The organism is Chryseobacterium gossypii (assembly GCF_041361455.1).
Lineage (GTDB): Bacteria > Bacteroidota > Bacteroidia > Flavobacteriales > Weeksellaceae > Chryseobacterium > Chryseobacterium gossypii.
Map to the genome: position 1 here is coordinate 62,649 of NZ_JBGCUR010000002.1, position 21,691 is coordinate 84,339.

20 protein-coding genes and 1 pseudogene are annotated in these 21,691 nt (G+C 40.8%); 11 read left to right on the forward strand and 10 right to left on the reverse strand.

Translation table 11 applies throughout. The features are described from left to right. Positions 1–23: 23 nt before the first annotated feature. From ABMQ40_RS02630 to pdhA, 9 genes are all read right to left on the reverse strand, one after another. Positions 24–2,756, reverse strand: a complete 2,733-nt coding sequence (locus tag ABMQ40_RS02630) for a sodium-translocating pyrophosphatase (RefSeq protein WP_370896254.1) — start codon at positions 2,754–2,756, stop codon at positions 24–26. Between the two features lie 167 nt (positions 2,757–2,923). Continuing rightward, the gene (locus ABMQ40_RS02635) at positions 2,924–3,535 is read right to left on the reverse strand and encodes an inorganic pyrophosphatase (RefSeq protein WP_370896256.1); all 612 of its coding nucleotides are present in this window, start codon (positions 3,533–3,535) and stop codon (positions 2,924–2,926) included. Between the two features lie 17 nt (positions 3,536–3,552). Continuing rightward, a complete protein-coding gene (locus ABMQ40_RS02640) occupies positions 3,553–4,065 on the reverse strand; it encodes a DUF7935 family protein (RefSeq protein WP_370896258.1) in 513 nt (170 codons plus the stop codon). A gap of 86 nt (positions 4,066–4,151) precedes the next feature. Continuing rightward, positions 4,152–5,018 carry a hypothetical protein gene (locus tag ABMQ40_RS02645; protein ID WP_370896260.1) on the reverse strand — a complete coding sequence of 289 codons (867 nt, stop codon included), beginning with the start codon at positions 5,016–5,018 and terminating at the stop codon, positions 4,152–4,154. Then, positions 5,015–5,692, reverse strand: coding sequence for a RadC family protein (gene radC / locus ABMQ40_RS02650; RefSeq protein WP_370896262.1), 678 nt, complete (start codon positions 5,690–5,692; stop codon positions 5,015–5,017). Before radC ends, ABMQ40_RS02645 begins: the two co-directional genes overlap by 4 nt. A 32-nt stretch (positions 5,693–5,724) precedes the next feature. Then, on the reverse strand, positions 5,725–6,303 hold the full coding sequence (locus ABMQ40_RS02655; RefSeq protein ID WP_370896264.1) for a murein L,D-transpeptidase catalytic domain-containing protein: 579 nt from the start codon (positions 6,301–6,303) through the stop codon (positions 5,725–5,727). A gap of 9 nt (positions 6,304–6,312) precedes the next feature. After that, a complete protein-coding gene (locus ABMQ40_RS02660; protein ID WP_370896266.1) occupies positions 6,313–6,981 on the reverse strand; it encodes an ABC transporter ATP-binding protein in 669 nt (222 codons plus the stop codon). Positions 6,982–7,169: 188 nt separating this feature from the next. Then, positions 7,170–8,783 (reverse strand): dihydrolipoyl dehydrogenase family protein, encoded by a 1,614-nt coding sequence (locus tag ABMQ40_RS02665; protein WP_370896268.1) that lies wholly within the window; start codon positions 8,781–8,783, stop codon positions 7,170–7,172. Positions 8,784–8,882: 99 nt separating this feature from the next. After that, positions 8,883–9,884, reverse strand: a complete 1,002-nt coding sequence (gene pdhA, locus ABMQ40_RS02670; protein ID WP_370896270.1) for a pyruvate dehydrogenase (acetyl-transferring) E1 component subunit alpha — start codon at positions 9,882–9,884, stop codon at positions 8,883–8,885. Positions 9,885–10,103: 219 nt separating this feature from the next. On the opposite strand from pdhA, the gene ABMQ40_RS02675 reads away from it, so the two are divergent. From ABMQ40_RS02675 to ABMQ40_RS02685, 3 genes are read left to right on the forward strand one after another with little or no spacing between them, the layout of a single operon-like run. Further along, positions 10,104–10,610 carry an ABC transporter permease gene (locus tag ABMQ40_RS02675; RefSeq protein WP_370896272.1) on the forward strand — a complete coding sequence of 169 codons (507 nt, stop codon included), beginning with the start codon at positions 10,104–10,106 and terminating at the stop codon, positions 10,608–10,610. Between the two features lie 6 nt (positions 10,611–10,616). Continuing rightward, entirely contained in the window at positions 10,617–11,093 is a 477-nt protein-coding gene (locus tag ABMQ40_RS02680; RefSeq protein ID WP_370896274.1) for a BlaI/MecI/CopY family transcriptional regulator, read from the forward strand. 23 nt (positions 11,094–11,116) lie between these two features. Beyond that, on the forward strand, positions 11,117–12,895 hold the full coding sequence (locus ABMQ40_RS02685; protein WP_370896276.1) for a DUF4153 domain-containing protein: 1,779 nt from the start codon (positions 11,117–11,119) through the stop codon (positions 12,893–12,895). Positions 12,896–12,930: 35 nt separating this feature from the next. Here the strand turns inward: ABMQ40_RS02685 and rbp are convergent, their stop codons facing one another. Continuing rightward, entirely contained in the window at positions 12,931–13,275 is a 345-nt protein-coding gene (gene rbp, locus ABMQ40_RS02690; protein ID WP_370896278.1) for an RNA-binding regulator, read from the reverse strand. A gap of 303 nt (positions 13,276–13,578) precedes the next feature. Between rbp and ABMQ40_RS02695 the strand changes: the two are divergent. The 8 genes and pseudogenes from ABMQ40_RS02695 to ABMQ40_RS02730 all read left to right on the forward strand — a co-directional run bounded on the left by ABMQ40_RS02695 (position 13,579) and on the right by ABMQ40_RS02730 (position 21,665). Beyond that, positions 13,579–13,925 (forward strand): annotated as a pseudogene (locus ABMQ40_RS02695) (DUF6157 family protein). 93 nt (positions 13,926–14,018) lie between these two features. Further along, entirely contained in the window at positions 14,019–14,414 is a 396-nt protein-coding gene (locus ABMQ40_RS02700) for an acyl-CoA thioesterase (protein WP_370896280.1), read from the forward strand. Further along, the gene (locus ABMQ40_RS02705; RefSeq protein WP_370896282.1) at positions 14,411–14,971 is read left to right on the forward strand and encodes a helix-turn-helix domain-containing protein; all 561 of its coding nucleotides are present in this window, start codon (positions 14,411–14,413) and stop codon (positions 14,969–14,971) included. Before ABMQ40_RS02700 ends, ABMQ40_RS02705 begins: the two co-directional genes overlap by 4 nt. 156 nt (positions 14,972–15,127) lie before the next feature. Then, positions 15,128–17,992 carry a heavy metal translocating P-type ATPase gene (locus ABMQ40_RS02710; RefSeq protein ID WP_370896284.1) on the forward strand — a complete coding sequence of 955 codons (2,865 nt, stop codon included), beginning with the start codon at positions 15,128–15,130 and terminating at the stop codon, positions 17,990–17,992. Next, complete coding sequence (locus tag ABMQ40_RS02715; protein WP_370896286.1) at positions 17,989–18,735, forward strand: DUF72 domain-containing protein; 747 nt, start codon at positions 17,989–17,991, stop codon at positions 18,733–18,735. The genes ABMQ40_RS02710 and ABMQ40_RS02715 overlap by 4 nt, the downstream gene beginning before the upstream one ends. A gap of 102 nt (positions 18,736–18,837) precedes the next feature. Further along, a complete protein-coding gene (locus ABMQ40_RS02720; protein WP_370896288.1) occupies positions 18,838–19,713 on the forward strand; it encodes a polysaccharide deacetylase family protein in 876 nt (291 codons plus the stop codon). 50 nt (positions 19,714–19,763) lie between these two features. Continuing rightward, positions 19,764–20,423 (forward strand): YggS family pyridoxal phosphate-dependent enzyme, encoded by a 660-nt coding sequence (locus tag ABMQ40_RS02725; RefSeq protein WP_370896290.1) that lies wholly within the window; start codon positions 19,764–19,766, stop codon positions 20,421–20,423. Positions 20,424–20,480: 57 nt separating this feature from the next. Beyond that, positions 20,481–21,665 (forward strand): sigma-54-dependent transcriptional regulator, encoded by a 1,185-nt coding sequence (locus tag ABMQ40_RS02730; protein WP_370896292.1) that lies wholly within the window; start codon positions 20,481–20,483, stop codon positions 21,663–21,665. The last annotated feature ends 26 nt before the right edge of the window (positions 21,666–21,691 follow it).

The window sequence follows — 21,691 nt, forward strand, 5'->3', positions numbered from 1 at the left end:
GCTTTGCGGTGCTGTATATTTATTTATAATGCAAGGACCCTGACATCGATCCTCCTGTTTTTCGCTTTACATTCATCTGTGTCGTTGGCTTCACAGACCGGATACTGGGAGCCATAGCCTTCTGCTTCCACCCTGTCTCCCGTTATGCCCATCTCCAGCAATTTAAGTTTCGCTGTCTGGGCTCTTAAGTTAGAAAGCTTACGGTTACTCTCTTCATTACCCGTATTATCCGTATAGCCTCCCAGTTTAATCCTGAGATCGGGATAAGCTTTCATAATTTCTGCGAGATTGTTAAGCTGCGCTTCCGATCCGGGTTTCAGATCACTCGATCCGGACTGGAAATAAAGGTTTTCTATAGTATACCAGTTATTCGGGTCCAGGAGAATCTGGTCCTTCTTTTTGATCGCGTTATACATCTGATATAGTTGGCTTCCATCTCCCATGGAAATGGTCTTGCCTCCTTTAAGTTTTATTTCCTGCATATTCCCTGTGTCATATACAAAATCTCCGTTTTCATTCAGATGACCTTTTACTTCTTTTGTAATAAGAACTGCTGCCAGGTCTTCATTGCTTTGCGTAGAATAAGTCGCTGATGCACCTGTAAGGCTTTCTATCTTTGCCTTTCTGTTCGCTTCAATTTTGTCCTTATGGAGAACCGCCAGTGTAGGAGCGATTACTAATGAAACAATAGACATCAGCTTGATCAGGATATTCATGGAAGGCCCCGAAGTATCTTTAAACGGATCTCCTACCGTATCTCCTGTTACAGAAGCTTTATGGGGATCTGAACCTTTGTAATAGGTCTGCCCGTTGATATCAACTCCTTTCTCGAAAGATTTCTTGGCATTGTCCCATGCTCCTCCGGCATTGTTCTGGAACATCCCCATCAAAACACCACTCACCGTGGCGCCTGCCAGAAAGCCTCCAAGCACTTCCGGCCCGAAAATAAACCCGATCAGGAGGGGTGAAATAATGGCAATCGCTCCCGGAAGCATCATTTTTCTTATGGAGGCATCCGTGGAGATCGCAACACATTTTTCATATTCAGGTACACCTTTCCCTTCTAAAATTCCCGGTATTTCACGGAACTGCCGTCTTACTTCTTCCACCATAGCCATAGCAGCCTGGCCAACCGCAGTGATGGCCAGAGAAGAAAATATGAACGGGATCATACCTCCTATGAACAGTCCGGCTAGGACATCAGCCCTGTAAATATCGATCCCGTCGATGCCTGCAATCCCCACGAAGGCGGCAAATAATGCTAAAGCCGTTAAGGCGGCAGAAGCAATGGCAAAGCCTTTTCCCGTTGCAGCGGTAGTATTGCCTACAGCGTCTAAAATATCTGTTTTCTCACGCACTTCTTTCGGTAATTCACTCATTTCTGCAATTCCTCCCGCGTTATCCGCGATCGGTCCGAAGGCATCAATAGCCAATTGCATTGCCGTAGTGGCCATCATCCCCGCAGCAGCGATAGCAACTCCGTACAGCCCCGCACACAGGTAAGATCCATAGATTCCACCTGCTAACACGATAATCGGCAATAAGGTGGATTCCATACCTACGGAAAGCCCCCCGATAATGTTCGTGGCATGCCCTGTAGAAGATTGCCTAACAATACTTGAAACAGGTCTCTTGCCCATTGCCGTATAATATTCTGTAATGATGCTCATTAAGGTGCCTACTACCAATCCTACCATAATAGATCCGAAAACACCCATTTTAGAGAATTCATGTCCTCTTAGGACCATGGTTTCCGGTAAAAGGTAGGTTACCAAAAAATATGACGCTATGGCCGTGATTACAATACTGCCCCAGTTCCCCAGGTTTAAAGCATTTTGAACACTCGAAGTGGATGAGTCTTCGTTGTCATTGATTCTGACAAAAAAGGTCCCTATGATTGAAAAAATGATCCCTGTTCCGGCAATCAGCATTGGTAAAAGAATAGGCGCAAAGCCTCCGAAAGAGTCATCGGAAATAGTCTCTCTTCCCAACACCATAGTGGCCAGAACCGTAGCTACGTAAGATCCGAACAGGTCAGCGCCCATCCCGGCTACATCTCCTACATTATCCCCTACATTATCGGCAATTGTTGCCGGATTTCTGGGATCATCCTCCGGAATGCCCGCTTCCACTTTACCCACCAGGTCCGCTCCTACATCGGCAGCCTTCGTATAAATCCCGCCGCCAACCCTGGCAAAAAGGGCTATAGACTCGGCACCTAATGAAAAGCCTGTCAGGATTTCAATGGTTCTTTCCATTTCGTGGGAATCTACGGTTGAATCCGGAGCAAAGATCTGTCTGATAATTAAAAAGAGGGCTCCTAACCCCAAAACAGCCAGTCCTGCTACCCCCATTCCCATCACGGATCCACCGGTAAATGAAACCTTAAGGGCCCTTGAAAGTGAGGTTTTTGCGGCTTCCGCTGTCCGTACATTGGCTTTTGTGGCAATTTTCATACCTATAAAGCCTGCTGAAGCGGAAAAAATAGCGCCTACAACAAAAGCGATTCCGATGCTCCAATGGGAGTTCGGGTTGCTCATTCCCATCACCGCCAGCAAAACAGCTACAATCACTACGAAATAGGTTAAAATCCTGTACTCGGCCTTTAAGAAAGCCATAGCACCGTCAGCAATGTGTCCGCTGATAATTTTCATTTTTTCATTTCCGGCATCCTGCCTGCTCACCCAGTTGCTCTGAAGAAAAGTGTAAAGCAAGGCCACGACACCAAAAATAGGTACTAACGCAAATAGATCCATAGTTTAATATTTTGGTAATAGAAAATTAAATATAATAAATAATTCTCATTAAAAAATTAAAAATGTTCTGACTATTTAAAATCTATCAGCCACCCTTTAATAAAGTGCAAAGAAAAAAGGATAAATGAAAACCCATTTATCCTTGTATATTTCGTTCTGTAAGGGAATTATCCCCCGTATTTCTCTGAATAATCCTGTTGCGAAGCTTTGATCACCTGTCTTGCATGCTCAGCTCCATAGATCTCCTGGATTCTGCATTTTGCAGGTTCATCCGGTAAGTTCTTATAGGTCAGGAAGTAATGCATTAATCGTTTAACTTCTGCTTCCGGCAATTCTGAGATATCTCTGAAATGTCCGAATGCATGGTCACCGATCATTACGGCTACGATTTTATCATCAGCCTCACCTCCATCGATCATTTTAAAGCCTCCGATCGGAATAGCTTCCATCAGCAAGCCCCCTGCATGGATATTGTGAGAACTTAGCACGCAGATATCCAGAGGGTCATGATCTCCCATCGTCACATCCTCCGCACCTCTCTCAATGGCCAGTTTCATTACTTCATTGTTACAGTAAGTCCGTGGAACAAAACCGTACAATGCAGGAATGATGTTAGAAAATTTCTGAGGCCTGTCCACCTTCAGGTATCCTGTTTCTTTATCTACTTCATATTTAATGGTATCTGAAGGAACGATTTCCACAAATACGTTGACAACGTTTGGCGCATCTTCTCCTGCAGAAATTCCATGCCACGGATGTGCTTTAAAATTTGGAATCATTATTTATTATTTATTTTTTAAGTTATTATTAAAATTTCTCTTCTTAAATTTTCTATTGTTGTGGCAATATAATCTTCACCGCTCATATAATTCATGATGAATACTGTTTTGAATTCATCCAGGCTCGGATTATTGTTCAGGCTTTCATAGGTTTCATGCAGCAAATCTATTACAGCCATCTTGCAATCCACAATATGTTTCCATGAATTTTTTGTTAAATAAAGCTGTTGTGAAGCATTATACTCAAACTCCTCATTTATTGTCTTTTCCGCGAGAAAAATAAATTCATGAACCGCCAGCCCCTTATCAAACTTCTCGATGAGGTTGGAAGGCTTGATCCTTTCCAGGAATAGCGTCATTCTTTCGTAGGCATGGGCTTTGTTTTCAGAACCGGACTTCACGGTAAGGAGCCTGATCTCCTGATTTTTCAGGTTGATATAAGTATATACAAATTGTCTCAGCAATACCAGAAAGGGAATTGCAATAACTAATGTAAAAGCATAAGGCAGATATCCTGAAAAACTTACCATAATTTTAGGTGGCAAAATTACTAAATATTTCTGAATTATAGCTCATTAAGATGGGCTTTATATAAAAGTATAAACGGCTGCTCATCCTATGAAAATCTTTTGAGGAGCTTGTTCTCCACAAAACTGTAATCATGCAGTTCTGCACCGAAGCTTTTGAAGAATATTTCAATACCACGGATATTGCTTCCCATAAAATCAAATGATCTTTCCCCGATGTAAAGATTGAGGATCCTGTCAATAAGAAAAGATGCCCCGTCTTCATCTTTATAAGCTTCATCATTGATCAGTGCCAGTAAGGACAGCTGCTCCGGTTCTGAGACCAGAACGGCAAGATTGATGAGTGTTTCTCCCGAATAAGCGCCGCAAAGCTTTAGGGATCCGTCAAGGCTAAGAAACCTGAGATAGCTTTTAAACTTCTTAAAGTCCGATTTTTTTGGAAGCCCTTTAAAGTTTTTTTCAATGAACCCAATGCAGTCATCTCCGGCGGTAATCTCCTTATACAAAAGGTGTTGAGCGCATTTAACCGTAGATTTTCTTCCCTTGAAATATCCTTTTCTTCTAAGAGTTGCATAGTCTGAAACCGGTATAATATAATTTTTCCTCTTTTCGAGGTCCGCGGAAAACGTATTTTTATGATTGAAGGAATAAAAGAAAACTCGGTAATTCCTTTTCAAAAATCTCAAGAATTCACCATTCATTTCCCGGTCATCCGTATGGGAAAAAACGCCCAGCTGCTGGCAAAAGAGCGGCATATGAACGAGCTTGACGCCGAATTTGATCTTTATATTCACCGGCATTACCGCTTCATAATCACCATAAACCAGAATATGCCAGTTCCCGGAAAGTTCATCTAAAACTTCCTTTCTTGCATACCAGTTCCTCTGCTCAGATCTTTCCAAGCATTCGGAGTATTTCCTGAAATCGATCTCATTGTACTTTATCTTTCTGATCATAAGAGTCCTTTGTCTGAGAAACTGAAATATGCTTCCTGCGTCACGATCAGATGGTCTAAAAGCTGGATATTCAAAAATACTCCTGCCTCCTTGATCTTGTAGGTGATATTCATATCTTCTTTGCTGGGCTTCAGGCTACCCGAAGGATGGTTATGGGCAATGATAATTCCTGTTGCAAAATGTTCCAGAGCCGTTTTGAATAAAATGCGGACATCAACAATAGACTGGCTTATTCCTCCATGCGTAAGTTGTGAAATATGGATAACCCTGTTACTCTGGTTTAAAAAGACAGCCCAGAATTCTTCAGTCCGCAGGTCTGATAAATGATTTTTTAAAATATTATAGGCATCATCACTATTGGAGATCACAGCCCTGTCAGGGATTTCCTGGCCGGCCCTTCGCCTTCCTATTTCCAGGGCTGTTGCGATAGATACGGCTTTTACTTCACCAATTCCTTTAAATTTCATCAGATCTTTAGCTGAAAGCAGACTCAGCTGGTGCCAGTTGTTATTCACCGAAGCTAAAATCCTCCTGGCCAGTTCTACTGCTGTTTCATCTTTATTGCCGCTTCCCATGATAATAGCCAGCAACTCTGAATCCGAAAGTGAATTTTTGCCTTTAAGCAAAAACTTTTCCCTGGGTCTGTCATCTCGGGCTAAAAATTTGATGGGCATGATAATGATATATTAGAATATTATTGTTTAAGTTAATAAAACGCATATAAAATAACGGGCCGCTCTGATTGATCGATATACCTGGATGTCTGATCAAATGCTTTTCTGGAAAGCATAGGACACCCTAAACTTAGGCATGCGGGAGCCCGAGATTCCCGATCGGGGACACATTCGTAAGAATGGAGCACAATAGCCCTCTGCAAGGCATTGCTGTTTGTACTATCCAGACCTTTTAGCCGATAAGACTTCCCGAATTTACCTGTATAGCTTCCAAGTATCTCATACTTGCCCAATGAAGACTGATAGGAACCTTCTATATTGCTGAATCGCAGAACATCCGAATTAGGGACCACTGATCCTGAGCCATGAGAAACGATGGCACGTTGTAATACCTTATCATGTTTCAGGTCATAAACGAAATAGCGATATTGCCCGGAATGTATCTTAAAGTTGATGAAAATGGCCAGCTCCTGATTATAATGTTCCCTGCCATTCAAATAGCTTTTGATCTCCAAAACCTTTGATTTCGGCAAATAAGTCATCGCTTCCTGCGATTCTGCTTTTGAACAGGAAACGATAAATAGGAACAGTAAGATCAATTGTTTCATCATCAGTGTTGGCTATTCAATAATCATCCCGTCTTTCATCACTAATTTCCGGTCTGTGATTTCCGCCAGGTTCGGGTTATGCGTTACAATAACAAAAGTCTGGTTATATTTATCTCTCAGGTCAAAAAATAATCTGTGCAGGTCATCAGCATTCTTGGAATCCAGATTCCCCGTCGGCTCATCTGCATAAATAATTTTAGGAGAATTGATTAAAGCTCTCGCAACAGCTACTCTCTGTGCTTCACCTCCTGATAGCTGATTGGGCTTGTGATGCAGCCTTTGCTCTATCTTCAGGTCTTCAAATAAAGCATAAGCCTTTTCAATGGCATCTTTTTCATTCGCTCCCGCAATCTTTGTCGGCAGCAATACATTTTCCAGCGCCGTAAATTCAGGCAGCAGCTGATGGAACTGGAATACGAAACCAATATTCTGATTTCTGAATTTGGAAAGCTGTTTATCATTCATGTTGATAAATGATTCTCCCGCAATTGCTATTTCCGTGTTATTTTGCTTAGAGTTGGTAGGCTGGTCCAGGGTGCCCAGGATCTGAAGAAGCGTGGACTTCCCCGCTCCCGACTCTCCCACAATGGATACCACTTCACCTACTTTGATATGAATATCTACTCCTTTTAATACTTCTAAATTTCCATAAGATTTATGGATATTCTTTGCTCTAATCATGATTCAAAAATAGTGAATATAAGTAAACTTCATACAAAGCTACACAACTTTTTTAACCCCGTATTCAATAAATAACGCTTCACATTAATTTTTTAAACCAATTTTTAAAAGTTTAAATACAACATTAATACAAAAGCAAAAAACCTCTCCAATTGAGAGGTTTTTATATTTTGAATATCAATAGAAAATTACAGTAACAAGGTTAATGGATTTTCCAGATAAGTTTTCAGTGTTTGTAAGAATTCAGCACCTGTAGCACCGTCTACCACCCTGTGATCGCATGCCAATGAAAGCTTCATGATATTCCCTACAACGATCTGGCCGTTCTTAACGATAGGTTTTTCAATGATAGCCCCTACTGAAAGAATAGCGGAATTCGGTTGATTGATGATACTTGTAAAGGTCTCGATGCCGAACATCCCCAGGTTTGAGATAGAGAAAGTAGAGCCTTCCATCTCGTTCGCTTTAAGGCCTTTATTTTTAGCCCTTGCAGCCATATCTTTTACTGCAGCAGAAATCTGGGTATAATTCATCTGATCGGTATTCTTAAGAACCGGCACTACCAATCCGTCAGGGATCGCAACAGCTACGCCGATATTGATATTCCCTCTGTGGATGATCTTATCTCCGGCCCAGCTTGAGTTTACCTGCGGATGTTTTCTTAATGCTACCGCAGTAGCTTTAATGATCATATCATTGAAGGAGATTTTTGTATCCGGCAAAGAATTGATCTCTTTTCTCGCTTCAATGGCCTTATCCATATTGATCTCCACCATTAAATAGTAGTGAGGGGCAGAGAATTTACTTTCGGAAAGACGTTTTGCAATAACATTTCTCACCTGTGAGTTTGGAGTCTCGGTATCTTCACCCTGAACGAAATTGAGTGCTACCTGTGCCGCTGCACTTGCTGCCGGAGCAGATGTTGCAGGCTTAGCCTGGGACGGCTGATAGTTTTCAATATCTTTTTTAACGATTCTTCCGTTTTCTCCTGAGCCCTGAATGCTGTGGATATCAACTCCTTTTTCCTGAGCCATTTTTTTGGCTAAAGGCGAGATCGCAACTCTTTCCGAAGATGAGGAACTGGCAGCAGGAGCCTGTTTTTCTTCGGTTTTGGCCGCAGCTTTCTGTTCTGCCGGTTTTTCTTCGGTTTTGGCTGCCGGTTTTGCTGCTCCTACATTGGAAACATCAGTTCCCTCAGGACCTATGATTGCTAATACTGAATCTACCGGGGCGGCTCCTCCTTCTTCTACTCCCTGTTTTAGCAATACTCCGTTAAATTCAGATTCAAAATCCTGAACGGCCTTATCTGTTTCGATTTCTGCCAGAAGATCTCCTTCTTTCACAGTATCACCCACATTTTTATGCCATTTCGCTACTTTCCCTTCCGTCATGGTATCGGAAAGACGAGGCATTGTAATCACTTCCACGCCAGCCGGAACTTCAGCAGTGGTCTGTTCTACGCTGGACGCATTATTCTCCGTTTTATTTTCCTCCTCTGTTTTCTTCTCTTCTGAGTCTCCGGCTGAAGGTGCCTTCCCACCGGTCAATCCGGAAATATCTTCTCCTTCATTCCCGATAATTGCCAAAACAGAGTCTACAGCAGCTGCACCTCCTTCTTCCACGCCAACATATAGTAGAGTTCCTTCTACCTCAGATTCAAAATCCTGAACCGCTTTATCGGTTTCAATTTCAGCTAAAATATCTCCTTCTTTTACCTTATCTCCTACTTTTTTATGCCATTTTGCCACTTTCCCTTCCGTCATGGTATCGGAAAGACGAGGCATTGTAATTACTTCTGCCATAATTTTATCGTTAATTTGTTAATGTGATGATGTGATGATAACTTAAAAAGTGAAAATATACTTAACACATCAGCATATCCTCCCATCAGCAAATTGTTTTTAATTTTCTAATTTATCTAAGAACGGATAATCTTCCTGTGCATAAACATATTCATAAATCTTCTTCGCATCAGGATAAGGAGAATTTTCCATAAAGTCCACACATTCTTCAACAAAGTCTCTGGATTTGTTATCCATAGCTTCCAGCTCTTCTTCAGTAGCCCAGTTATTGGCTAAAATTCTTTGTTTTACCAGTTCGATCGGATCATCATTCTTGTGGATGGCAACCTCCTCCTTAGTTCTGTAAGGCTCGGCGTCAGACATGGAGTGACCTCTGTAACGGTATGTTCTTGCCTCGATAAATGTAGGACCGTCACCTCTTCTTGCTCTTTCGATGGCCTCATAAGCAGCTTCCGCTACTTTCTCAGGATCCATGGCATCTACAGGAAGGCTAGGCATTTCATACCCCAATCCTAACTTATAGATATCCTCGTGATTAGCCGTTCTTTTCACAGAAGTTCCCATTGCGTACTGGTTGTTCTCCACAACGAATACCACAGGAAGCTTCCAGTTCATTGCCATGTTGAAAGTTTCATGCAATGAGCCTTGTCTGGCGGCACCATCTCCGAAGAAACAGATATTTACGGCTTTTCTGTCGAAATATTTATCAGCAAAAGCTATTCCCGCTCCTAAAGGAATCTGTCCTCCAACAATACCATGTCCGCCATAAAAACGGTGCTCTTTGCTGAAAATGTGCATAGATCCGCCCATACCTCCTGACGTTCCTGTTGCCTTTCCGCAAAGCTCAGCCATGATTCTTTTAGGATCTACTCCCATAGCCATTGGATGAATGTGGCATCTGTAAGCAGTAATCATACTATCTTTGGTCATATCCATTGCATGCGTGAAGCCGGCAGGTATAGCCTCCTGACCGTTATACAAATGTAAAAAACCTCTGATTTTTTGTTTTAGGTAAAGAGAACGGCATTTATCTTCAAACCTTCTCCACATTGTCATATCTTCATACCACTTCAGGTATACCTCTTTAGAAAATTCTTTCATGTGTTAGCTCTTGCTTATTTATTATGAAATAGTTGAGCAAAATTATAAAAAAAACTTTGTTTTTATTGTATTCATAAATTGTTTTTTTAGTTATAATATTATCTTTGAATTTTAAACTTAAGCATGCCGGAAAAACAATCCATATTTGTTCATAAAATTTCCAGATTTATCTCTGATTTTTTTAATCCGTTAGTTTCTCTGTTTATATTTTTCCTGTACATGAGCATCCGGAAATATTCCTTCACGGATTCCCTTTATTACTTTCTTCCCATATTGCTGATGGTTATATTGCCGGTAATCATCTGGCTGGTATGGAATGTAAAAACGGGAAGATATACGAATATGGATGTTTCCAACCGTGTCCAGAGGAAGAGCTTGTACATCTTCCTTCTCGCATGTATTATTACTTATCTGGTCTTTAATTATCTCAGCAAAGGGTATATTGATCTTGTCATGTTGTTCATCCTTATTTTACTTATTGCCTTACAGATCAGCAATTTTTTCATTAAAAGCTCAATGCATACTGCCTTCAATGGTTTTGTAGCGGCCTTATTTTTTGCTTTGGACTGGGGCATGGGGCTTGTCTGGCTGGGAATAACAGCCCTGGTAGGGATTACAAGGGTGATCCTGAAAAGGCATACGGTAAAAGAAGTATTAATGGGAGCCGGAATCACTTTTGTGGTATCCATTATTTATCTATATTGCAATATACAATTTCAACACTAATATGATATGAAGATCAATCATCTTACCTCTGCAGAAGAGAGCCTCATGAGGTTGTTCTGGCAGCTGGGTTCATTCTACCTCAAAGATATTATGGAACAGCATCCCGAGCCCAAACCTCACCAGAATACAGTTTCCACCTACCTTAAAATATTGGTTGAAAAAGGTTATCTGGCTACTGAAAAGGAAGGCCGGATTTTTAAATATTCCACTATCGTTCCTTTTGATGAGTACAAAAAATTTTTACTGAAAGAGCTCACCCATACCTTCTTTAATGATTCAGGAAAAGAAATTCTGGAATTTTTATTCAATGAAAACCTGATCTCACAGGATGACTTAAAAGGTTTTTTCGATCTTAAAATTGAACTGAAGCCTGCAAAGAGCAAAGTACCTGATCTTGAGTATGCCAACGAAATCCTGCATCCTAAAAAAAAGAAAAAAGGCAAGGACAAGAAAAAGAAAAACAAACAGAAAAAGACCAGCTGAGATAATCTATAAAACACCAGATCATGAAAGCCAAGTTCCGGGAAATCTTAACCCGGGTAAATGAAACTATTTTCCGCTACCCGATGGTTCTCTTAATGGCTATGCTGGCTTCAGCAGGAGCTATATGCATGTTTGAAAACAATCATGCTAAGGAAAGCTTTTTTATTTATTCCAAATTCACCATTTGCACGTGTCTCGGGATTTCTTTAATGTTTGCCTTAAAAATGCTTTCGCAAAGAATCGGAAAAAGCCTTCTTCTTGAAATAGCGGGAATAGCTTTCCTCATCATATTCTATTTCGTTTTACCTGCACAACAAAAAGACTTTACCGAAGTTTACGGATATATGATCGCCGTCACACTCCTGTTATCCCACCTGCTGGTTTCGTTCATTCCGTTTCTAAGCAGAGATAAAGAGCTTAATTTCTGGCAATACAATAAGAACCTTTTTATCAATATTTTTCTGACTGGGATTTTCACGGGGGTTCTTACGGGTGGTGTAGAGCTGGCTATTTTAGCGGTCGACAAACTGTTTGATCTGAATCTTGGTGACCGATCATATACCGATACCTTTTATGTTCTGGCCATATTCGGAAGCTCTTTTATATTTTCATTGTTCAACGAAAACGGGCTTAGCCATCTTGAAAAGGACGGAAATTATCCTGTAATCCTAAAATTCTTTACCCAGTTCATTTTAATCCCTCTTCTTATCATTTATGCCATTATTCTTTACTTCTACTCCTTCAGGATTTTGATCAGCTGGCAGCTGCCAAGAGGCTGGGTTTCCTATCTTGTGCTTGCTTACAGTATTGTGGGGATCATGGCTTTGCTGCTCGTATATCCGTTGAAAGGCCAAAACACAAAATCCTGGGTTAAAATATTTTCAAAAGTATTTTATTATACGGCCATTCCTCTGATCATTCTCCTTTTTACAGCCATTTTTACAAGAATTCTGGCCTATGGATATACCGAACCTAGGTATTTTGTCCTGTTGCTTGCATTATGGCTTCTGAATATAGTCATCTACTTCATGTTCAACAGAAAGGCAAGCCTCAGATTTATCCCTGTTAGTTTGTTTCTGTTTGGCCTATTCTCTTTAATCTTCCCTTATTTCAATGCTTTCAGCGTTGCCAATAGGAGCCAGAAAAGTGAACTGATAAAGCTTTTGGACGAAAAACAACTGCTGGATAATGGTAAGATCAACTTTCAGAAAAAGGTTACCGATACAGTTGCTGATGAAGTTGCCGATAAATTTCACTTTCTTTCGGAAAGGAAGCAGTATAAATTTTTATTTGGTCTCATAGAGGCTGGCAAACAGGAAAAAATAGCTCAAAGCCTCAAATCTGATGAACCTTCAGATCTAAGATACAATGTACTCCGTGCATTTACCAATATCAGCAGAACAAGCAGTCCGAAATATGAAATAATGACCCTGGAATCTGAAAAAAAGACTGTTGATATCGAAGGTTATGAGTATCTGATTATGTTCCGCAATTATGCTAATGAGGAAAGAAAAATCAATGACGACCGGTTAAAAATTATAGAGGATGATAAAAATACGGTTTTAAAAATCATGCTTAATTCAAAGGAAGAAGCAGACTTCACCCCGGCTATCCAAAAACTTTTCCGGGATAACGGGAATAAGGCCGGATATATGAAGGTTCCTGAAATTTCCTGGGAAAAGGATCTGGGGAAATACCATCTTAAAATATTCTTCCCGTATATCTCCATGGATAAAAATCCTTACAATAAAAGCGGAATTGTGACTTATGATAACGCGATACTTATGATCAGGGAAAAATGAAATAAAAAAAGCGGCTGAAAAGCCGCTTATATTTTTTACCAACGACTTCCGCCGCCACGGTTATTACTACCATAGCCTCCGCTTCTGTTGTTTCCGTAACTTCCTCTGCTGTTATTACTGAAACTTCTTTTTGGCTTCTCCTCTCTTGGTTTAGCTTCAGAAACGTTTAATACTTTTCCGTTAAATTCTCTCTGATTAAGAGCTTCGATAGCCTGTTGGCCTTCTTCATCTTCCATTTCGATGAAACCGAAACCTCTGGAACGACCAGTTTCTTTGTCTGTAATAATCTTAGCAGAAGAAACTTCTCCAAATTCTGAAAATAGATCCTGCAACTCGTACTCTTTCGTTGCGTAATTGATGTTAGAAACAAAAATGTTCATTTTAAAAAAAATTAAAAAATTAATAAAGATTTGGTATATAAAAGAAAAACAACATAAAGAATGAACAAATATTGATTCCAAATATAAACTACTGCAAGATACGATTAAAAATCTCATATCAAAGCTTTTTTTTCAATATTATGTTAATTTATTTTTTTTCTGCCCGCCAAATCCGTTTGTACTGCGGGGTTGCAGGTATTCCGTTTAAATGTTATATTTAGGTTAAAATTTGGAATAATGAAACAGCATACCACCAACTATAAGAACACCTTTATTGAAGTGGCGGAGGACTGTCCGGTCTCAATGGCACAGATTCCGCCGGAAAAGAATGTAAAAACACTGGCCAACCTTCAGTATGAAATGATTTCTAAAAATCCTTACCGGTATTCTTCCGATGATATCATCTTTGAATGTCATTCCATAAAAAATGATATCTCTGAAAGTGAGAAAACTGAAGAGAGAAACAGGTTCTTCTCAAAAGGACAGGCCTGCCTGCGGGCTTCGCCGCTAGCGAAAAGATACGGCTTTGGAATCCATCATGATCAGGGAGGAAGAGTGGCCCTTATCCGATGGAAAGTGAAGACTATCAAAAATTTCTGACCGACGATTCCGTTACGAAAATAAAGGCCATGCGATCTAAAAGAAAATAATTGAAGAAATAAATAATCCTTTTCAGATAAGTAAATCTGATCCCTTCTTAAAACATGCTTTTAAGCCTTAAATTTGCACATAAATTATAAAAGATGAATTACCATACCAGAAAATGGGTAAAACCAGAAGACCTGAATCCCAATCATTCGCTCTTCGGGGGAAGATTATTACAATGGATTGATGAAGAAGCCGCACTCTATGCGATCATTCAGCTCGAAAACACAAAAGTTGTCACTAAATTCATTTCCGAGATCAACTTTGTAAGCTCAGCAAAACAGGGTGACATCATTGAAATCGGTATTGAAGTTTCCAAATTCGGCTCCACTTCCCTGACACTGAAGTGTGAGGTAAGAAATAAGATGACACGGCAGACCATTATTACCGTAGATAAAATTGTAATGGTAAATCTTGATGAAAACGGAAATCCTACTCCACATGGCAAAACACAGGTAGAATTTGTAAAAGACCGTTTAAACAAATCACTATGAAGATCTTTATCAAAAATATGGTTTGCAACAGATGCATCTCTGCTGTCGAAACTATTTTTAATAATGCCGGCATTACGCTGAAATCCATCGGCCTTGGTGAAGTTGAGACCGTCTCTGATCTTGCGGATGAAGATCTCCGGGGCATTGAAAAGCAATTGCTGGAGACAGGCTTTGAAAGAATAAAAGATTCCGCCCGCCAGCTTATTGAAAAAATCAAGAACCTGATCATCATGAAGATCAGTGAGCAGGATATTGATGAAAACTTTTTGCTGTCCGAATTTCTGAGCTCAAAGCTTCATAAAGATTACAGTGCACTGTCGAAAACCTTTTCACAGAATGAGAACATTACATTGGAACAGTTTTTCATCCTTCAGAAGATTGAAAAAGTAAAGGAACTGTTTCTGTACAATGAGTTTACCCTCACAGAAATTGCCGGGAAACTGGGATACAGGAGTGTTCAGCATTTATCTTCACAATTCCGGAACAGCACCGGCTTTACCCCTACCGAATTCAAGAAGCTCAAAGTGCATAACCGAAAGCCGTTAGATCAGGTTTAAATTTCCGGTTATAGAGCATCCTTTTCGTATATACTTCATATAAGATTAAAAACAACGTTTAAATGCTTTAAAACTGAATTTTATAACTATTATCCTTAAATTTATAACACGCTTAGATATCCATTTTGGAAATTTGTAGTATAAATTGAAGGAATCATGGAACAACAATATAAAATACTAGGAATGACCTGCTCCGGCTGTCAGAAGAAGATTTCGGAAAAACTGAACAGCATTGAAGGCATACAAGCGGATATCAATCTTGAGACCGGCACTGCAACGATCACTTCCGGAAAAGAAATCCGGCTTTCAGCATTGAACAAAGCTTTGGAAGAGATCGGAAATTACAGACTTGAAGATCCTGCTGATCCCGGAAAAGCTTTTATCAAGCCTCAGGACAGGATATCTCCTTCATCCGTTTACTATTGTCCGATGGAATGCGAGGGCGATAAAGTCTATTTCCAGCAAGGTAAAAGATGCTCGGTCTGTAATATGTACTTAGTGCCTATAGAAGAAAAGCTGGCAAAGGACCCCAATCATAAGCCTGCTTATTCTCCCTCCAACCTCCCGGAAAACTTTAAGGATAATATCGGAAAATATTATTGCCCGATGTTCTGTGAGGGGGATAAGGTGTATGCCGAAAAAGGAGATTGCCCGGTTTGCCATATGCATCTGGAAAAAATCACGGAAGACCTGGTTACAAATTCAGCTTCCCATCACCATCACCATCATCATTCTCATGATCACCATCATGCGCCGGCCAAGATTACAGACGAAATGGCAGGGAGATATTATTGCCCGATGTACTGTGAAGGTGACAAAACCTATGACAGCAATGTAGGATGCCCGGTTTGCGGAATGGATCTGGTAAAGTATCCGGAAAAAAGAACGGCAAAATATACCTGCCCGATGCATCCCGAGATCATCCGTGATGAACCGGGAAGCTGCCCTATCTGTGGAATGGATCTGGTAAAAATACCGGACACCGGTGCTGATGAAGAAGATGAAACCTATAATATATTGAAAAGGAAATTCATTATTTCCCTGGTATTCACCATTCCGGTTTTTATACTTTCCATGGGGGGAATGCTGATTCGTTTTCCTTTTTCACATACAACACAGGGTATAATTGAATTAATACTTACCCTGCCGGTCCTGTTCTATTCCGGCTGGTTTCTGATGAAAAGAGGCTGGGTTTCATTTAAAACCTGGAATCTGAATATGTTCAGCCTGATCGCCCTGGGAGTTGCAGCAGCCTTTATCTTTAGCCTTGCAGCATTAGCCTTTCCCGGCATGATTCCTCATGAAATCCGGGGACATAATCATGAAGCTCCTTTATACTTTGAAGCAGTATGTGTCATCCTGACGCTCGTCATTTTAGGGCAACTGATGGAAGCGGCAGCCCACAAAAAAACAGGAAATGCCATCCGGGAGCTGATGAATCTTTCTCCGGACGAGGCCAACCTCATAGTAAACGGGGAAGAAAAAAAAGTCCCACTTTCACATGTTAAGATCGGGGATCTTCTAAAAGTAAAGCCGGGGGAAAAGATTCCGGTTGACGGCAAAATCACAGACGGAAACTCTTTGGTAGACGAAAGCATGATTACAGGAGAGCCTGTTCCTGTAGAAAAGAATATTGGCGACAGGGTATCTTCGGGAACCATCAACGGAAACCGGATTTTTGTAATGAAAGCTGAAAAAGTGGGTGATGAAACCCTTCTTTCACAGATCATCAAAATGGTCAACGAAGCCAGCCGAAGCAAGGCTCCGATACAAAAACTGACGGATAAAGTTTCTAAAATCTTTGTTCCTGCTGTTATTTTTATTGCTGTCCTTACATTTATATGCTGGCAGCTTTTGGGTCCCGAAGGGCAAAAAACCTTATTCGCTTTCGTAAATGCCGTTGCCGTTCTTATCGTGGCCTGTCCCTGTGCTTTAGGGCTGGCAACGCCTATGTCCCTGATGGTGGGTATTGGTAAAGGCGCTAAAAACGGAATCCTGATCAAAAATGCGGAGGCCCTTGAACAGATGAACAAGGTAAATGTTTTAATTACCGATAAAACCGGAACTTTAACGGAGGGAAGACCATCAGCAGAACATATAGAAACCACCGACGGACAAGAGAAAAGCAAAGTTTTAAAACTGGCCTACTCATTGAACCAGAATTCGGAGCATCCTTTATCCAATGCTGTTATAAAAAGGGCTAAAGATGAGAATATCACTCCTGAAAAAGTAGAAGGTTTTGAAAATATTTCAGGAAAAGGTGTTAAAGGAAATATCAATGGAGAAACCGTTTACCTCGGTAATGAGAGCCTGCTGGTCTCAAACCGGATCACAATTCCTGAAAACCTGAAGCGGAAAGCTGTGGAAGTACAGTCAGGAGCCCACACCGTTTCTTATGTTGCCCAGGGTAATGAAGTTCTCGGCTTCATCAGCTTTACGGACAAGATCAAGGAAAGCTCCAGGCAGGCTGTTCAACAACTGCTGAAAGAAGGAATAGATATCATTATGATGACCGGTGACAATGAGCATACCGCAAAAGCAGTTGCAAGGGAACTGGGAATCAGGCATTTCAAAGCCAATTGCCATCCTGAGGATAAGCTGAATGAAGTAAAAAAGCTACAGAAAGAAGGTAAAATCGTTGCCATGACCGGTGACGGGATCAATGATTCCCCAGCCCTGGCCCAGGCCAATATCGGCATAGCAATGGGTACCGGAACGGATGTAGCCATTGAAAGCTCGGAAATAACCCTTCTGAAAGGAGATATCCTGGGGGTTGCCAAAGCCAGACTGCTAAGTGAAAAGCTCTTAAAAAACATCAAAGAGAATCTGTTCTTCGCATTCATCTATAATGTTCTGGGGGTTCCGGTTGCGGCAGGATTATTGTATCCATTTTTCGGGATACTTTTATCCCCAATGATAGCTGCTGCCGCCATGAGCTTCAGCTCCCTCTCAGTGATCCTGAATTCGTTACGGCTGAATTCCGTGGATCTGGATATTAATAAGCAAGATAACTCGCTATGAAAAAAGAAGGTCTTTACATTGGATGTTCAGGTTTTTACAACAACGACTGGAAGGGATTCTTTTATCCCGAAGGCGCTAAAGGTAAAGACTTTCTTACCTTATATTCACAAAAATTCAATGCCGTGGAGATCAATTCCACATTTTACAGGAACCCCACTTCCAAAACCCTTGCCAAATGGACCGAGGAAACACCGGATCATTTCAGGTTCTTCATTAAGATCCCAAGGGCCATTTCACACATGAAGCGCCTGGAAAACTGCAAGGAAGAAATCTCCGGGTTCTGTGATCATATCAGTAGCAACATTCAGGAAAAATTATCCGGATTCCTCTACCAGTTTCCCGCTTCATTCAGAAACACCCCGGAGAACATAGAGCGGATCCTGGCCAATCTGGACTTTAACTTTTTAAATGTGGTTGAGTTCCGCCATGAGTCCTGGTGGACTGAAGACATTTTTAACATTTTAAAGGATAATGAGATTGTTTTCCCGGGAGTGAGCTTTCCGGGAAATCTTCCGGAGACTGTGATTGAAAACCATCCGGAAGTATTGTATTACAGACTTCATGGTAAACCGGTTCTCTATAAATCCGAATATGCTGAAAAGTTTCTCGACCATCTGTCAGCCAGGATACAACAGGCGGGCAAAAAGAAGTCCTTTATATTTTTTAATAATACCTGGGGCAATGCAGCCATAAAAAATGCCCTCTATTTAAAGAATATCTTACATAAAAAAACTGATCATTAAAATCTCCTTAAAAATTAAATATGCTGATAAAATTGGCACATGATTTGTTAACAATATTTTGTATTTTTTAACAATTTTTAACATTAATTCCTGTTACATTTTATGAGAAAAAATTTTGCGGAGAAGTCACGGAAAATGGCTTTTCTAGGGATGTTTGCATTGGTGAGTGCAACTTCAATTCTATTCAACGGCTGTGACCAGAAAAAGAACAACCCACCATTAAAAAAAGTGGTCCCCCAACAGCATCCCGTCGCAAAAGAAGCCCCCGAAATGTCCGAAACCGACATTGAGCTCATACCATCGGATAAAAGAGTTATTTATCTTACCTTTGACGACGGGCCCAATAAGGGAACTGAAAGTCTCTTAAAAATCCTGCATAAAAGGAAGGTCTGCGCCACAGCTTTCCTGGTCGGAAAACATGCCTACGGCAGCAAAAAACAAAAAGATGACCTGGAGCTTTTAAGGAAAGATCCTTTAATTGAGCTGGCCAATCACAGCTTTACCCATGCCCATAACCGATATACAGACTTTTATAAAAATCCTGATGCGGTGGTACATGATTTCGATACCGCTAAAGACAGCTTAAAGCTATATGATAAAATCGCAAGAACACCGGGAAGAAATATCTGGAGGCTCAGCAACATAAACGCTACTGATATCAAAAGCTCGGCAGAGGCTGCTGATCAACTGAAAAAAGCAGGATACAGGGTCATAGGCTGGGATCTGGAATGGAAGCCTACCGATAAAATGGCGTTAAAAGGGAACCATGAGGCGATGCTGAAAAAGGTGGACAGCATATTTTTCAATGACCTTGAAAAAACTTCAAGACATCTGGTTTTTCTTACCCATGACCAGTATCTGACGGATACCGACTCTATTAATGAGCTGGATCAGTTCATCGAAAAGCTGCAGAAAAGCAACCGCTTTGTATTTAAGAAAATCTCGGAGTACCCTAAAATCAATGAGATCCTGAACTGATCTTTCATAATACCTTGGTTTTTGGCATTAAAATCCGGAAATTTGCAATCATGAGTATCAAAGAAAATTATACCAATATAAAAAAACAGCTTCCCGAAAACGTAGAGCTGGTAGCTGTTTCAAAGACACACCCTGTTTCAGCAATTCTGGAGGTCTATGACCTGGGACAGAGGGTTTTCGGAGAAAACAAAGTACAGGAACTGCTGGAAAAACACCCTCTCCTGCCCCAAGATATACAATGGCATCTTATCGGTCATTTACAGACCAATAAGGTAAAGTATATTGCTGAATTCATAGATACCATCCAAAGTGTGGACTCTGAGAGGCTATTGGCAGAGATCAATAAAGAAGCCGGAAAACACCAGCGGAAAATCAAAGTGTTGCTCCAGGTGAAAATTGCCGAAGAGGACAGCAAGTTCGGACTGGAAATCAGCGAGGCCCGGAACCTGTTTGAAAAATGCATGAACCGAGAGTTTCCACATATTGAAGTTACCGGGCTGATGGGAATGGCAACATTTACTGATGACAAAGAACAGATCCGGAAAGAATTTTTAACGCTAAAAGAGGTTTTTGATGAATTAAATCAACTAAAACAGCTGAAAACATTATCAATGGGAATGAGTGATGATTTCCCGATCGCGATTGAATGTGGCGCTAATTCAGTAAGGGTAGGTTCGGCAATTTTCGGGCAAAGGGATTATTCAAAATAAAAGATTTAGGTATGATTTTTGCTAATAATTCAATCAAAAATTTCTAAATTTGCAACTATGCAAAAAATCCTTATTGTAGAAGACGAAAAAGCAATCTCGGGAGTACTTCACAGTATTCTTTCTGACGAACTTACCGATTATGAATTTGTTATCGCCGAAGATGGCCTGGAAGGTTACAAGCAAGTGGAAAAAGAAGACTTTGCGCTGGTAATTTCAGACATCAAGATGCCGAAACTTTCAGGTACTGAGCTGTTGAAACAAAGCCTGGCACTGAAACCGGACATCACCTTCATCATGATCTCAGGCCATGCGGATATTGATTCTGCCGTATCCTGCCTGAAAGAAGGGGCGTATGATTTCATTTCAAAACCCATTGACATCAACAGGCTGATAACCAGTGTAAAGAACGCGTTGGCTAAAGAATATCTGAAGAAAGAAAACAAAACCCTCCAAACTGAAAATAAAACTCTGAAGAAGAAGGTAAGCAAAAAATACCAGATGATCGGTGAATCCCCTGCTTTAAAAAAAATCCAGGACATGATCGATAAGGTTGCTGCCTCTGATGCCAGAGTTTTGATTACGGGGCCAAACGGTGCAGGAAAAGAACTGGTAGCTCATGCCATTCACAATCAAAGTGACCGTGCCAAAGGCCCTATGGTAGAGGTAAACTGTGCAGCAATTCCGTCTGAACTGATTGAGTCTGAGCTTTTCGGACATGTAAAGGGGTCATTTACAGGCGCTATTAAGGATAAGCAGGGTAAATTTGAGCAGGCAACAGGAGGTACAATCTTCCTTGATGAGATCGGAGACATGAGCCTGATTGCACAGGCCAAGGTGCTGAGAGCGTTACAGGAAAGCAAAGTATCACCTGTGGGAAGTGATAAGGAAATAAAGGTAGACGTAAGGGTTCTTGCCGCAACAAACAAAAACATGCAGACTGAAATTGAAGCCGGAAGATTCAGGGAGGACCTTTATCACAGACTTTCCGTAATTGAAATTTATGTTCCGCCATTGGATGAAAGGAAGGAAGATATCAAATTACTGGTAGAGCATTTTGCAGGCCTGATTGCCGATGAGCACGGTACTGCTGTGAAAAAATTTGATGATAAGGCTATTGAGGCGCTTAAAGCGCTTTCCTGGACCGGAAATATCAGAGAATTAAGAAACGTTGTGGAAAGATTGATTATACTTGGCGGGAACACGGTTTCTGCGGAAGATGTTGCAAGTTTTGTAAGGAAATGATTAAATTATTAATTAAAACATATAAA

What these genes read in the sequence shown, in the direction of transcription:
- ABMQ40_RS02645 (WP_370896260.1), bottom strand. Translation starts at nt 5,018, where the DNA reads ATGATCAGAAAGATAAAGTACAATGAGATCGATTTCAGGAAATACTCC.
- ABMQ40_RS02665 (WP_370896268.1), bottom strand. Translation starts at nt 8,783, where the DNA reads ATGGCAGAAGTAATTACAATGCCTCGTCTTTCCGATACCATGACGGAA.
- ABMQ40_RS02725 (WP_370896290.1), top strand. Translation starts at nt 19,764, where the DNA reads ATGAGTATCAAAGAAAATTATACCAATATAAAAAAACAGCTTCCCGAA.
- ABMQ40_RS02675 (WP_370896272.1), top strand. Translation starts at nt 10,104, where the DNA reads ATGAGCATCCGGAAATATTCCTTCACGGATTCCCTTTATTACTTTCTT.
- ABMQ40_RS02660 (WP_370896266.1), bottom strand. Translation starts at nt 6,981, where the DNA reads ATGATTAGAGCAAAGAATATCCATAAATCTTATGGAAATTTAGAAGTA.
- ABMQ40_RS02685 (WP_370896276.1), top strand. Translation starts at nt 11,117, where the DNA reads ATGAAAGCCAAGTTCCGGGAAATCTTAACCCGGGTAAATGAAACTATT.
- ABMQ40_RS02630 (WP_370896254.1), bottom strand. Translation starts at nt 2,756, where the DNA reads ATGGATCTATTTGCGTTAGTACCTATTTTTGGTGTCGTGGCCTTGCTT.
- ABMQ40_RS02635 (WP_370896256.1), bottom strand. Translation starts at nt 3,535, where the DNA reads ATGATTCCAAATTTTAAAGCACATCCGTGGCATGGAATTTCTGCAGGA.
- ABMQ40_RS02720 (WP_370896288.1), top strand. Translation starts at nt 18,838, where the DNA reads ATGAGAAAAAATTTTGCGGAGAAGTCACGGAAAATGGCTTTTCTAGGG.
- pdhA (WP_370896270.1), bottom strand. Translation starts at nt 9,884, where the DNA reads ATGAAAGAATTTTCTAAAGAGGTATACCTGAAGTGGTATGAAGATATG.
- ABMQ40_RS02655 (WP_370896264.1), bottom strand. Translation starts at nt 6,303, where the DNA reads ATGATGAAACAATTGATCTTACTGTTCCTATTTATCGTTTCCTGTTCA.
- ABMQ40_RS02730 (WP_370896292.1), top strand. Translation starts at nt 20,481, where the DNA reads ATGCAAAAAATCCTTATTGTAGAAGACGAAAAAGCAATCTCGGGAGTA.
- ABMQ40_RS02640 (WP_370896258.1), bottom strand. Translation starts at nt 4,065, where the DNA reads ATGGTAAGTTTTTCAGGATATCTGCCTTATGCTTTTACATTAGTTATT.
- radC (WP_370896262.1), bottom strand. Translation starts at nt 5,692, where the DNA reads ATGCCCATCAAATTTTTAGCCCGAGATGACAGACCCAGGGAAAAGTTT.
- ABMQ40_RS02680 (WP_370896274.1), top strand. Translation starts at nt 10,617, where the DNA reads ATGAAGATCAATCATCTTACCTCTGCAGAAGAGAGCCTCATGAGGTTG.
- ABMQ40_RS02705 (WP_370896282.1), top strand. Translation starts at nt 14,411, where the DNA reads ATGAAGATCTTTATCAAAAATATGGTTTGCAACAGATGCATCTCTGCT.
- ABMQ40_RS02700 (WP_370896280.1), top strand. Translation starts at nt 14,019, where the DNA reads ATGAATTACCATACCAGAAAATGGGTAAAACCAGAAGACCTGAATCCC.
- ABMQ40_RS02715 (WP_370896286.1), top strand. Translation starts at nt 17,989, where the DNA reads ATGAAAAAAGAAGGTCTTTACATTGGATGTTCAGGTTTTTACAACAAC.
- ABMQ40_RS02710 (WP_370896284.1), top strand. Translation starts at nt 15,128, where the DNA reads ATGGAACAACAATATAAAATACTAGGAATGACCTGCTCCGGCTGTCAG.
- rbp (WP_370896278.1), bottom strand. Translation starts at nt 13,275, where the DNA reads ATGAACATTTTTGTTTCTAACATCAATTACGCAACGAAAGAGTACGAG.